This window comes from Mesorhizobium sp. 113-3-3 (assembly GCF_016756495.1).
In the GTDB taxonomy this organism is placed as follows: Bacteria; Pseudomonadota; Alphaproteobacteria; order Rhizobiales; family Rhizobiaceae; genus Mesorhizobium.
Genome location: NZ_AP023243.1, coordinates 5,473,129 through 5,485,856, shown reverse-complemented (window position 1 = coordinate 5,485,856; position 12,728 = coordinate 5,473,129). Strand labels below are relative to the sequence as shown.

The following is a 12,728-nucleotide window of genomic DNA, read 5'->3' as shown; positions in this document are numbered from 1 at the left end:
GAAGTCCTCTCGCCCAATGCCCGAAGCGCTACTGCTGGATGGTAACCTTGCTCAGGCTGAACAGCGTGCCGGTCGGCGTCGGCACGAAGCCGGCGATGTTCTTCTGCTGGGCCGTGTAGCTGTAGGACGTGTAGAGCCAGATCCACGGCGACATCTCGGCGAGATGCTTTTCGAATTCGGCGAAGATCGCCTTGCGTTTGGTCGGGTCGGTCTCGGCGCGGCCCTGCTGCATCTGGCTGTCCAGCGTGTCGTCGATGTAGTTGGCCACCTTCTGCAGATTGCCGGCCTTGGTCCAGTAGCGGTTGTACATGGTGTAGGGGTCGGCGCGGCCGCCATTGAGCGCGATCGCCATATCGAAATCACCCTTCAGCCAGGCATCGACATAGACGTTGAGCTCCATCATCTTGATGTCGAGCTTGACGCCGATTTCAGCCAACTGCGACTGGATGACCTGCGCCTCCGCCGCCGCCGTCGGCGGCTCGCCGGTGGCGCCGATCACGGTCGCCGAAAGGCCGTCGGCAAAGCCGGCCTCGGCCATCAGCTTCTTGGCCTTTTCGACATCGCGCTTGTAGCAGAACAGCTGGCTCGGATCGGTCGCCAGCGCCGGTATGGTCAGCGGTCCGGTGACCTTGCCTTCGCCGAGCGAGGCGGTGTCCAGCACCTCCTGCCGGTCGATGGCGCAGGAGATCGCCTGGCGCACCTGGAGCTCGGTCATCGGCTTGCGCGATGGGTTGAGCTGCAGCACGTGGTAGGCGAGCACCGGCACGCGGTTCAATTGCAGGCTGGCCTCTTTCGGCACCAGCGTGGCGACCAGCGGATCGTTGAGCAGGGCGAAATCGATCTGCTTGGTGCGCATGGCGGCCAGGATCGCCGCCTCGTCCGGCAGCACACTGATCTCGATGCCGTCGACGCCGGTCGCGCCGCCGGCCCAGTCCTTGTTGGCGCTCAGCACCTCCTTGGCGTTGGGATCCCATTTGTCGAGCTTGAACGGGCCGGAGCCGAGCGCCTTGGTGCCGACCGACCCGGCCTTGATTTCAGCTGCCGGAACGATGGCCGCGTTGACGTCGCTCATCGCCGTCAGGATCGGCACGTCGGGCTGCGACAGATGGAACACGACGGTCGCCGCATCCGGCGTTTCGATGCCGGCGATGGACAGGAAATTGGCGCGGGCGGCCGCGCCCGTCTTCTCGTCGAGAATGCGCTCGAACGACGCCTTGACGTCGGCGGAGGTGACCGCCGTGCCGTCCTGGAATTTCGCTTTGGGATCGAGCTTGAAGGTCAACTCCTTGCCATCCTTGGAGAACTCCCAGGATGTGGCGATTGCCGGGATGATCTGCAGGCTGGCGTCGACCCGCACCAGCGGCTCATAGATCAGTTCCAGGAGCCGCAGCGACGAAAAGGCCGTCTGCTTGTGCGGGTCAAGCCCGGTTGCGTCCTGCGACCAGGCCATGTGCAGTGTTGCCGCCTGCGTCGAAACCGTCGCAATACCGAGCATCGCGGCAACCGTGATGCCCGACAGCAATGATCTTGTGAGATGCCTTGTCATTTTCGTCTCCCATTATGATTTGACTTGATGCCTTGCAGTTTCCGCCGACCGCTTCCAAGGCACACATGCTTCGGAGTATCGGCCCAGTCTATGCGGCTTCGCGCCGTCTTGTCTAAAGCGGCCTCTTGCCGTCTTGTCTCACGCGGCTTCATGCCATCCGGTCGCTGATTGCCTTTCGCAGGAAACCGCCGGCCTTGCCGAGGGCGGCTCGTGCCGTCTCGGTATCGAGGCCGGTGATCGTCACCAGGATCGCCAGCTTCACGTCGTTGCTTGTCTGGTGGAGTGCCTGCCTGGCCTGCTGCGCGGAACAGCCGGTGGTCTGCATGACGATCCTGGTTGCCCTCGCCACCAGCTTCTTGTTGGACGGGTTGAGGTCGACCATCAGATTCTGAAAACTCTTGCCGATGCGGATCATCGAAGCCGTGGTCAGCATGTTGAGCACCAGCTTCTGCGCGGTTCCGGACTTGAGCCTCGTCGAGCCGGTGAGCACTTCCGGGCCAACGACCGGCGAGATGGCGATATCGGCGATGCCGGCAATTGTCGATGCCGGATTGCACGACAGGGCGACTGTTGTGGCGCCGACTTGCCTGGCATATTTCAGTCCGCCGATGACGTAAGGCGTGCGCCCGCTGACCGCGATGCCGACCACGACGTCGTCTGGTGTTAGCCCGATCTCCTGCAACGCCTTGGCGCCCATTTTCGGGTCGTCCTCGGCGCCTTCCGTCGACTGCACCAAGGCGTCCGGGCCGCCGGCGATCAGGCCGATCACCATGTCCTCGGGCACGCCGAAGGTGGGAGGACATTCCGAGGCGTCGAGTACGCCGAGCCGCCCGCTGGTGCCGGCGCCGATATAGATGAGGCGCGCGCCTTTCTGGAAGGCAAGCACGATGCGGTCGACCGCAGCCGCGATTTCCGGCAGCACCTTTTCGACGGCAGCCGGGACAAGCCTGTCCTCGTCATTGATCTTGCGCAGCACATCGATGGTCGGCAGCAGGTCGATATCCATCGTCCGCGGGTTGCGGCCTTCGGAAACCAGCAGGTCCAGTTCGGACATCAACCCTTGCTCGGTCATTCCAGTGCTTTCAAAAATTCTTCTGCCTGCGTCCGACATGGCCCGACGCGCCAGGGCGCACGGACGTTGGATACGTCATCGCAATCTTTCTTTGTTAACTTTTTAGAATTGGATATTCGTATCGTCAACAGGATATTGGAATATTTTATTCCTAGCTTCGCTAGGCCTGCCGGACGCAGAGCGACCGCTTGGCGAGGATGATCGCGCCGGAAACGGCGTCGCCGTCCGCGGGCTTCAGCCGGCGCCGGACATCGGGCGAAAGCCAGGGTTCGAGCGGGCTGGCGAGGCCGCCAAGCAAGGTCACGCGCGGCGCGCCTTTTTCGAACAGCACCCGCACCAGCGTGTCGATCTGCTCGGCGGCACTTTGCACAATGCGTCGCCCGGCCGGATCGCCCTGGTCGGCATGGCGCATCACCATCGGCGCCAGGGCGGCGTAATCCGTGGCGCTGGCACGGTCCATCCAGGCAACCGCTTCCATCGGATCATCCTCGAAGCGCTGCATCACCTCCGCCAGCAGCGCCGACCGCTCGTGCCGGTCGTCATGGGCGCGCAGCGCCAGTTGCATGGCTTTCAGGCCAAGATCGGCGCCGCTGCCTTCGTCCGAGATCGGAAAACCGTAGCCGCCAACGCGCAGGTCGCGGCCTTCGGCGAAGCCGAGGCCGATCGAGCCCGTGCCGGCTATGACGATGGCGCCGTCCTGGCCGGAATGCGCACCAAGGCAGGCGCCGACGCCATCGCTGACGAAATCGATGCTGGCAAAGGGATGCGCGATCGCACGCAACGCCTCCAGCGCGCCCTTGCGGCCGATACCCGCAAGACCGATGCCGGCGCGTATCCGAGCGGCCTCGGCCGGCCCGAACCCGGTCTCGTCGATCGCCGCGCCAAAGGCTTTGGCAATCGAGGCCCAGGCCGCGTCGATGCCGAGCCGGGTCGTCGCCGGGCCGGACAGGCCTTGTCCCAGCACGTTGCCTTGCGCGTCTTCGATACGAGCCCGGCAGCCGGTGCCGCCGCCGTCGACGCCGAGAAAATAGTCCGGGCCGCTCATGGGCTCAGCCGCTCGATGTCGGCACCGCAAAGGCGCAGCTTTCGGTCCAGCTGCTCATAGCCGCGATCGAGATGATAGACGCGGTTGATGATCGTCTCGCCCTCGCTGACCAGTGCCGCCAGCACCAGCGACACCGAAGCGCGCAGGTCGGTGGCCATCACCTGCGCGCCATGCAGTTTCTCGCCGCCGCGCACCAAGGCCATGGTGCCCTGCAGCTTGATGTTGGCGCCGAGCCGCATAAGTTCGGGCACATGCATGAAGCGGTTCTCGAAGATGGTTTCACGCAGCAGCGACGCACCCTCGGCGCAACACATCAGCGCCATGAACTGCGCCTGCAGATCGGTCGGAAAACCCGGATAGGGTTCGGTGGTGAGATCGGCGGCCTTGAGCGGCCGGTCGCGTGAAACGATCAGGCCACGGTCGCCGGGCCAGACGCTGACGCCGGTGGCCTCCAGCAATTGCACCACCGAGGCCATGTGCTCGAGCCGGGCATGGGTGAGCTCGAGCTGGCCGCCGGTGATCGCCGCGGCAATCGCATAGGTGCCGGCTTCGATGCGGTCCGGGATGATGTCGTGCCGGGCCGCATGCCAGCCGGTGTCGCCGGCGATCAGGATGCGATGCGTGCCGGCGCCCTCGATGCGCGCGCCCATGGCATTGAGGCAAGCGGCGAGATCGGCCACTTCCGGCTCGCGCGCCGCGTTGAGGATCTCGGTTTCGCCCCTGGCCGTGGTCGCCGCCATCATGGCGGTTTCCGTTGCCCCGACCGATGGCGAACTGAGCACGATGCGCGTCCCGGTCAGCCCGTTCGGCGCCGAGGCGACGATCAAACCATTCTCGATGGCGATCCTGGCGCCAAGTGCGGCGAGGGCGGCGACATGCATGTCGACCGGCCGCGCGCCGATCGCGCAGCCGCCGGGCAGTGAAACCCGGGCATGGCCGAACCGCGCCAGCAACGGCGCCAGAACGAGCACGGTCGCGCGCATTTTTCGGACCGTGTCATAGGACGTTTCCTTCGAAACGGCGGCACTGGTGTCGATCGTCGCGGCATGCGCCGACCGCGTCACCTCAGCGCCGTGAAGCCGCACCACACCCAGCATGTTCTCGACGTCCGTCACGGCGGGCAGATTGCTCAATTCGAGCGGGTAGGGGCTGAGCAGGGCGGCTGCGATCTGCGGCAAGGCAGCGTTCTTGGCGCCGGATATGGTGACCGCGCCTTCCAGTCTTCGTCCGCCGACGATCCGCAATCTGTCCATGGCTGAACCCTTGTGTGGCGAAAGCCGGGCGGCGGTCCGGTCTCTCCGGGAGAGCCATTCGATTCCCGAACCGGGCCAGTTCGAGAATTAATTCTGCGTTCTTGGCTGTCAATCGAAATTGGAATAATTTATTCCTCAAAGCATCGAAGCGCTCCAGAGGGTTCATGTCCGTTCTCAAGCAGATCCATGCGAAGCTCGACGGCATGGCGCCCAGCGATCGCGAGATCGGCCAGTACATCGTCGACAATCCCGACCGGATGCTGCGCCTGTCGACGGCGGCCCTTGCCGCCGAGATCGGCCGCAGCCAGTCGAGTGTCGTCAAGTTCAGCCAGAAACTCGGCTATGCCAGCTATCAGGAGCTCAAGCTCGCCGTCAGCGAGGCCAAGGCGCAGGACTGGCAGGTGCCGGCCGGCGTTATCCACGGTTCGATCGAGGTCGGCGACACCTATCCGGTCATCCTGAAGAAGCTGATCGGCAGCAAGCTTTTGTCGATGCAGCAGACCGTCGCCGCCAACACCGAGCGCATCATCGGCCGCACACTGGAGCTGCTGGACGGCGCGCGCCGCATCCATCTGGTCGGCGTCGGCGCCTCCTCGCTGGTGGCGCGCGATTTCTCCTACAAGCTGATGAAGCTCGGCCGCAACGTGCTGCATGACAGCGACAGCCACATCCAGATGGCCAATGCCGCGACGCTCGGGCCCGGCGACGTGCTGTTCGCGCTCTCCTATTCCGGCGCCAGCATCGAAACCTTGCGCATCGCCGAGCTCGCCGCCAAGCGCGGCGCGATGGTGATCGCCGTCACCGGCCTGCACGACAATCCATTGAGCCGGGTCGCCGACATCCGCCTCTACACCATCGCGGATGAGGAGCGTGCGCGCTCCTCATCCATCACCGCGCGCGACGCGCAGCTGACGCTGACCGATCTGCTGTTCATCCTTTTGGTGCAGAGGCAGCCGGACGCCAACGACTATGTCCACAACAGCGAGATGGCGGTGTCGGTGCTGAAGGCCGAGCGGTCCTCGTAAGAGCCTAGACGCTTTCGAGATAGGTCTCGATCTCGAAGTCGCTGACGTTGAGCGCGAAAGTGTTCAACTCCTGGCGTTTGCAGGCGATGAAGGAGTCGCGCAGGATCGCCGGAAAGATCTCCGCCACATGCGTGCCGCTCTCGAAGGTGGCGATTGCCGAGGCCCAGTCCGGCGGCAGCTTGGCCGGCACGACGCCCTGGCCATCGTTCCCGATCGGATCGCCCGGCGACATCTGCCTTTCGATGCCGATCAGGGCCGCGCCCAGTATGGCGGCAAGCACCAGATAGGGATTGGCGTCCGCGCCCGACACGCGATGCTCGATGCGGCGCGCCCCGGTCGGGCCGCCGGGAATGCGGATCGCGACCATGCGGTTCTCGTAGCCCCAGGCGACCGCAGTCGGCGCATAGGAGCGCGGGCGAAGCCTGCGGTAGGAATTGTAGTGCGGCGCGAACACCAGCGTGCTCTCGGCCATCGCCGCCAGCAGCCCGCCGACGGCGTGGCGCATGGTTTGCGAGCCCTGGTCGGTGCCGTCGTCGAACACATTGCGGCCTTCGGCGTCTACCAGGCTGAAATGGACGTGGAAGCCGTTGCCGGCCCGGTCGCCGTAGGGTTTTGCCATGAAGCAGGCGGCAAAGCCGTGCTTGCGGGCAATGCCCTTCACCGTGCGCTTGAACAGCACCGCATCGTCGGCCGCCCGCAGCGCGTCGGCGACATGGTTCAGATTGATCTCGAACTGGCCGACCCCGTTTTCGGCAATCGCCGTGTCGACGGGAATGCCTTGCGCCCGGCAGGCGTCGTAGACGTCATGGATGAAGGCCTCGAAATCGTCGATCTCGTCGATCGACAGCGCCGCGTCGGAATCCAGACGCCGTCCGGTGACCGGTGACACCGGCCCGACCGGCCGCTGCGATTGCGGATCGACCAGATAGAATTCGAGTTCCGTCGCCGCGACCGGGGTCAGGCCGAGCGCCTTGTAGCGGTCGAGGATGCGGGCGAGCGCCCGCCGGGGATCGCCGAGATAGGGCGCGCCGCTTTCGTCGGCGAGCCAGAGCGGGACAAGTGCCGTCGGATGCGCTGTCCAGTCCACCGGCAGGATGCCGCGTCCCGTCCATTGGCAGAGCCCGTCGGCATCGCCGGTCGAGAAAACCAGACTGTTGCCTTCGATGTCCTCGCCCCAGATGTCGAGCCCGATCAGCGAATAGGGCATGCGCAGCTTGCCTTCCAGCGCCTTGCGGGCCTGCTCCACGGGAATGCGTTTTCCCCGCATGACGCCGTTGAGGTCGCACACCGCCGCCCTCAGGCTTTGTATGTCGCTTCTGCTTTCAAGCCAGCTCAGAACGTCCGCAATTGCATCGCTCAATTTGAAACCTCTGGTTTTCGAAGGTGCCCGAGCCCTGCCGGCTGCACCATCCCTGATAAAAATGCTTGTGAGTTTTCGGAAAGCCTATCCGGTTGATGCCGGATATTTTTCCTTATTTTTTCAAGTCACTAGCTGGGATGTCGGGAGGCATTTCAAAACCAATTGTGCGATCTGCGATCGCAACATAGAGGCAAGAAGGCGGAAAGCCAAGGGGCATTCGGCAAGCCGGCTTCGCCGCCGGGCAGGCACGATCGGTCTTTGGGTCGAGCGCCTATCGTCCGGCGATCCTAGCGCCCTGCGCCCGGAAATCTGGCCTGCCGCAAGATGTGCGCGGCGCCTTCTTCGATGTCGCGCACGATGGCCTCGCGGGCGCGCGCCGCGTCCTGCGCCTCGATCGCGGCGACGACTTCCTCATGATAATCGATGTCGAGGATCGAGGCGAGATCGTCCTCGAACCCCATGGCGAGGTTCCGGAGGAAGGGGCCGACCTGCATCCATACGGTCTCGATCAGGAAGATCATTTGCTCGTTGCCGCAATGGCGATAGATCGAGAATTTGAAGGCGTAGTTCTTCCTGAGATAATCGTCGATGTCGCCCTCGCGCGCCGCCAGGGTCAATTCGCTGCTGTGGCGCCGGATCGTGCGCAGATTGTTGCCGTTGATGCGCTTTGTCGCGAGTTCGGTCGCCGAGCCTTCCAGGATCGTGCGCACGGCGGTCAATTGCGAAAATCGTTCGGCCGAAATGACCGGCACCTCGACACTGCCGTTCGGCATCGGGCTCAGCGCCCGCAGCGCCTGCAGCCGCATGAAGGCGCTGCGCACCGGCATGTCGCTGGTGCCGAGTTCCTTGGCAAGCTTGCGTGACGTCAACTTCTGGCCGGGCGTGAACTGGCCCGACATCAGCGCCCGGACGAGCTCCAGATAGACCTTTTCATGCAGGGGCACGCTGTCGATGGCGCTCAACCCGAATTGTGTTCTGTCGGCCATTGGCGGGGGCGCTACTTCATTCGTTCTGAGATATGGCCTGACGACAACAGCCGCGGTTGATCCTGATCGGCCGAGGACGGCGGGACACCGAAGTCGATATATCGGCACATGATAGACGCCTCAATCGTTATGCGGCAAGCTGTTAACAATGCGGCCAAGGGCAGGTCGCGTGGCAAAGATGCAGGCGCGCGGCACCTCCGTTGCCGTCTGCAATATCGCGATCACAAATCTTGACCTTCCACGCACTTGCACGTCCGGCCGCTCTCTGGCTTTTTGGGACACCCATCCGAACGGACTGATTCGCGTCATGCCGCTCGATTGCAATGTCCTGGAGGCAGTCTGCTTGTGGGTCGTGAAGCGCGCGAATTTGACGAAGGAGAAGCAGGCATGGCCGAGTTCAAGAAGCCGGAAATCTCCGAGATGAGGCCCAAGATCACCGTTATCGGCGTCGGTGGCGGTGGCGGCAACGCCATCAACAACATGATCGCGGAACAGCTTCAGGGAACCGAATTCATCGCCGCCAACACCGATGCCCAGGCGCTGACCATGTCGAAGGCGACACGGCTGATCCAGCTTGGCGCGCATGTCACGGAAGGCCTTGGCGCCGGCTCGCTGCCCGAGATCGGCCGGGCCGCGGCCGAGGAATCGCTCGACGAGATCATGGACCATCTGGCCGGCACGCATATGTGTTTCGTCACCGCCGGCATGGGCGGCGGCACGGGAACTGGCGCTGCCCCGGTCATCGCGCAGGCGGCGCGCAAGGCCGGCATCCTGACGGTCGGCGTCGTCACCAAGCCCTTCACCTTCGAGGGCCGGCGCCGCATGCAGATGGCCGAGGAAGGCATCGAGCGGCTGCGCGAGGCCGCCGACACGGTGATCGTCATCCCGAACCAGAACCTGTTCCGCATCGCCGATGCCAAGACCACCTTCGCCGACGCCTTCGTCATTGCCGATCGGGTGCTTTATTCCGGTGTCAGCTGCATCACCGATCTCATCGTCAAGGAAGGCCTGATCAATCTCGACTTCGCCGACGTCAAATCGGTGATGCGCGGCATGGGCCGCGCCATGATGGGAACCGGCGAGGCGTCAGGCGAAAGCCGGGCGATGAAGGCGGCGGAAGCCGCGATCGCCAACCCGCTGCTCGACGAAGTGTCGATGAAGGGCGCCAAGGGCGTGCTGGTCTCGATTTCGGGCGGACGCGACATGACCCTGTTCGAGGTCGACGAGGCCGCCACCCGTATCCGCGAGGAGGTCTACGAGGATGCCGACATCATCGTCGGCGCCATCTTCGACAAGAGCATGGAAGGCCGTTTCAGGGTCTCGGTGGTGGCGACCGGCCTCGATAGGGCGATCGCCGACGCCGATGCCGGCATCGCGCATGACCGCGCTGTTCAGTCACCGTTGCGGACGCTGCAGTAAGGCATATCCGTCGCACAAGCATTCTCCCGGGAGACAGCGCTGAAAAGCAGCTGTCTGCCTGCGGGCCAGATCGGCCGGCGCAACTATTGCAGCCCGCTGTATCGACCTCTATCCCTCTGCTGCTACAAGAATCCGTCACATCGGGCCATCTATACTGGCAACCGGAATTCGTTCGAGCGACGGGAAGCGCGGCTTGGAATTTGACTTGAAGACCATCGAAGCGCTCGCGCCCGACCAGGCGTCGTTGAGCGCGGCCTCCAAGTTGACCAGGCAATCGAACTGGCCAAGGCTCGAAAAGAACGAACAGTTGGCGCTTATCTGGGGCGAGTGCCAGGGCTCCGGCTCCAGCCCCTATCGCGTCGTCGTCGACACCGGCGACCACGGCTACAAATGCACCTGTCCGTCCCGAAAGTTCCCCTGCAAGCACACATTGGCGCTGATGTGGATCGCCGCCACTGCGCCGGCGAGTTTCACCGCCGCCGGCTCGACGCCGGAATGGGTGAACGACTGGCTCGGCCGTCGCCGGAAGACCACGTCACAGCCGGCCGCACCGGCGCCCGGCGTGGCCGGCAAGAGCATCGGCGAGGCCTCGCGCGAGGAAGAGAGCACCGTTGTCGAGGACGCAGCCGCGATCGAGCGCCGCGAAGCCGCGCAGCGCAAACGCGCCGAGGATACGCGGTCCTCGGTCTCGGCGGCTTTGGACGAACTCGATCAATGGATATCGGATCAGTTGCGGCTTGGTCTCGCCGGTTTTGTCGACAACAGCAGCGATCGGTGCCGCCGCATTGCAGCACGGCTGGTCGACATGAAGGCGACGGCGCTCGCCGGCCGCATCGACGAGATTCCGTCACGGCTGATGGGGCTGCGCAACGAGGAGCGGCCGGACGCGGCGATCCGCGAACTCGGCAAGCTCGTGCTGCTGGCCAAGGCCTGGCGCTCGACGCCTGACGATGCCGAACTGAGACGGCTGGTGTCAACCTCGGAAAGCCGCGAGCAGGTTCTGGCTAATCCCGAGGCGATCCAGGTCGAAAGCGTCTGGGAGGTGCTTGGCGAGAAGATCGAGACGCGCCGCGACGGCCTTGTCAGCCATTCGACCTGGCTGCTCGATCTGAACAGCGCCGCCCCGCAATTTGCTCTGCTGCTCGACTATTTCCCCGCCTCTGCCGGCCGCCGGTCGAACGCCTTCACGTCGGGTGATCGCTTCGATGCAAGGCTGGTCTTTTATCCGGCGCGTCAGCCGCTACGGGCGCTGGTAGTGGAGCGCAAGGGCGATGTGTCGTCAGCGCAATGGCCGGATTTCGGCTTTGACGTAGCCGATCCGCTGGCGGCCCATGTCGCCCACCAGGACACAGCCCCCTGGCTCACCGATAGTCCGGTCATGCTGCCGCCCGGCGCGATCCTGCTCGACGATCGCGGCGATGCCTGGTGGCAATCCGCCGATGATCCGCACGGCATCGCCCTGCCGATCGCCGATGCCGTCAGTCCGACATTGCTTGGTCTCGACCTCGCGGCAACGGCAGCGCTCTGGAGCGGCAGCCGGCTTCATCTTCTGGCGGCGCAAAGCGGCTTCGGGAGGCTTGACCTGTCGTGAACGAGATCGAGCAGACGGGTCTGGCGACCATGCGCGATTGCTGGATCACCGGCGGAACCAGCTTTGACCTGGCTCCGGCCGCCTGGAAGGACATCGCCGCCGGTGCCAACCCCGACGAGCGTGAGCGCCGATTGCTGGCGATCGCCGCGCAAGCCCTCGAAATCGCCTTGCGGCCGGCAGCGCCGAAGACGCTGAAGCGTCGCCCGCCGCTGCCTGAACTTGCCCTGCCGATGCTGCCCGAGCGGTTGCGGCCGCTTTTGCGGGCGGCGCTGAAACAGGCTGCCGACGCAAGGAGCAAGTCGCGCGTGGTGGCCGTCGTCGCCAGCCGCGGCTTCGTGCTGCATCCGATGGACTGGATGCCCGCCGCGTCGGATCAGACCAGCCCGGATGTCTACGCGCCCTGGATCGATTGGCAGGCTGGCGTGGATGGCGAAAAACACACGAGCCGGGAGCAACTGACGTCGCAGAATTGGGACGAATTCTATCCCGCCGCGCGCCGCACTGCGCTGGCCGATATGCGCCGCACCGCGCCGGCTGTCGCCCGGCAGTTGATCGAGACCAGGGGATCAACCGAGCCGGCGGAGGTCAGGCTTGCGCTCATCGCACTCATGCATTTCGGCCTGGGACCCGATGACGTGCCCTTCCTGAAAAGCCTGTCTACCGATCGCTCGGGCAAGGTCCGCGAACTCGCCGGCCGGCTGCTGGCGCGGTTGGGGCAGCATGGCCAGCCAGGCGATGGCGGGCCGGAAGATCCGATATCCGAACTCGCCGCCTTCATCGCGGAAGGCAAATCCGGCTTCATCCGCCGCCGCACCACCTACACGCCGGCAAAGCTGAAATCCCCGGCGCAGGAACGGCGCCGCGCTGAACTGTTCGAAACCTGCAATTTGGTCGACCTTGCCGCGCGTTTCGGCGTCACCGAATCCGACTTCATCGGCGCATGGCAGTTCGGCGCCGACAACAATGTCGATATCCTTGTAGCCCGCATGGTCGCAGCGTCGGGCAGCGATGCGGCGGTCACGCACATGGCCGACACGCTTGTCGCCGAGGGTGGCAAGCCGGCGCTTTTCGTCCTGCATTTGATGCCGCGTCTGGACAGTCGCAGGCAACGCGTCCTGATCAGGGTGATCCTGAAGGACACGCAATATCTTGGCGCGCTCAGTCTGGCCGAGGGCGTCGAAGCAGGCTGGCTGGACTGGGCCGACCTGACCAACGGCAAGACGCTGCCGGCACTGCGCACCGCTGTCGCGGGCAACGATGACGCCGTGAAGCGTGGCGTCGACCAGCTTCTGGAAACGCTGGGCTTTCTCGCCACCGCGGAGGCGGCGGAAAAATTGATCGGCGATGTCGTCGCGGCCGGCATGGCGCCGGCAGCGCCTTCGCTCGCTCTTCTGCGCCTCAACGCATCCCTGGCCGGGCCTTGAACCAACA

General features: G+C 64.6%; 10 protein-coding genes. 4 read left to right on the top strand and 6 right to left on the bottom strand.

Going from position 1 to position 12,728, the window contains the following annotated elements:
• Positions 1 to 28: 28 nt before the first annotated feature.
• From JG746_RS26905 to murA, 4 genes are all read right to left on the bottom strand, one after another.
• Positions 29 to 1,546: an ABC transporter substrate-binding protein gene (locus JG746_RS26905; RefSeq protein ID WP_202355473.1), complete on the bottom strand. Its 1,518-nt coding sequence runs from the start codon at positions 1,544 to 1,546 to the stop codon at positions 29 to 31.
• Positions 1,547 to 1,694: 148 nt separating this feature from the next.
• The gene (gene murQ, locus JG746_RS26900; protein WP_202355472.1) at positions 1,695 to 2,618 is read right to left on the bottom strand and encodes an N-acetylmuramic acid 6-phosphate etherase; all 924 of its coding nucleotides are present in this window, start codon (positions 2,616 to 2,618) and stop codon (positions 1,695 to 1,697) included.
• A 160-nt stretch (positions 2,619 to 2,778) separates the two neighbouring features.
• On the bottom strand, positions 2,779 to 3,663 hold the full coding sequence (locus tag JG746_RS26895) for an N-acetylglucosamine kinase (protein WP_202355471.1): 885 nt from the start codon (positions 3,661 to 3,663) through the stop codon (positions 2,779 to 2,781).
• On the bottom strand, positions 3,660 to 4,916 hold the full coding sequence (gene murA, locus JG746_RS26890; RefSeq protein ID WP_202355470.1) for a UDP-N-acetylglucosamine 1-carboxyvinyltransferase: 1,257 nt from the start codon (positions 4,914 to 4,916) through the stop codon (positions 3,660 to 3,662). Before murA ends, JG746_RS26895 begins: the two co-directional genes overlap by 4 nt.
• 164 nt (positions 4,917 to 5,080) lie before the next feature.
• Between murA and JG746_RS26885 the strand changes: the two genes are divergently transcribed.
• The gene (locus JG746_RS26885) at positions 5,081 to 5,941 is read left to right on the top strand and encodes a MurR/RpiR family transcriptional regulator (protein WP_202355469.1); all 861 of its coding nucleotides are present in this window, start codon (positions 5,081 to 5,083) and stop codon (positions 5,939 to 5,941) included.
• Between the two features lie 4 nt (positions 5,942 to 5,945).
• Here JG746_RS26885 and JG746_RS26880 read toward each other — a convergent pair whose 3' ends face one another.
• Both JG746_RS26880 and JG746_RS26875 read right to left on the bottom strand, forming a co-directional pair.
• Positions 5,946 to 7,301, bottom strand: coding sequence for a glutamine synthetase family protein (locus tag JG746_RS26880; RefSeq protein WP_202355468.1), 1,356 nt, complete (start codon positions 7,299 to 7,301; stop codon positions 5,946 to 5,948).
• A gap of 287 nt (positions 7,302 to 7,588) precedes the next feature.
• Positions 7,589 to 8,287 (bottom strand): GntR family transcriptional regulator, encoded by a 699-nt coding sequence (locus JG746_RS26875; RefSeq protein ID WP_202355467.1) that lies wholly within the window; start codon positions 8,285 to 8,287, stop codon positions 7,589 to 7,591.
• Between the two features lie 387 nt (positions 8,288 to 8,674).
• On the opposite strand from JG746_RS26875, the gene ftsZ reads away from it, so the two are divergent.
• The 3 genes from ftsZ (at position 8,675) to JG746_RS26860 (ending at position 12,721) form a co-directional block, all read left to right on the top strand.
• Positions 8,675 to 9,706, top strand: a complete 1,032-nt coding sequence (ftsZ, locus tag JG746_RS26870; protein WP_202355466.1) for a cell division protein FtsZ — start codon at positions 8,675 to 8,677, stop codon at positions 9,704 to 9,706.
• Positions 9,707 to 9,911: 205 nt separating this feature from the next.
• Positions 9,912 to 11,297 carry an SWIM zinc finger family protein gene (locus tag JG746_RS26865; protein WP_244730456.1) on the top strand — a complete coding sequence of 462 codons (1,386 nt, stop codon included), beginning with the start codon at positions 9,912 to 9,914 and terminating at the stop codon, positions 11,295 to 11,297.
• A complete protein-coding gene (locus tag JG746_RS26860; RefSeq protein WP_202355464.1) occupies positions 11,294 to 12,721 on the top strand; it encodes a DUF5691 domain-containing protein in 1,428 nt (475 codons plus the stop codon). Before JG746_RS26865 ends, JG746_RS26860 begins: the two co-directional genes overlap by 4 nt.
• The last annotated feature ends 7 nt before the right edge of the window (positions 12,722 to 12,728 follow it).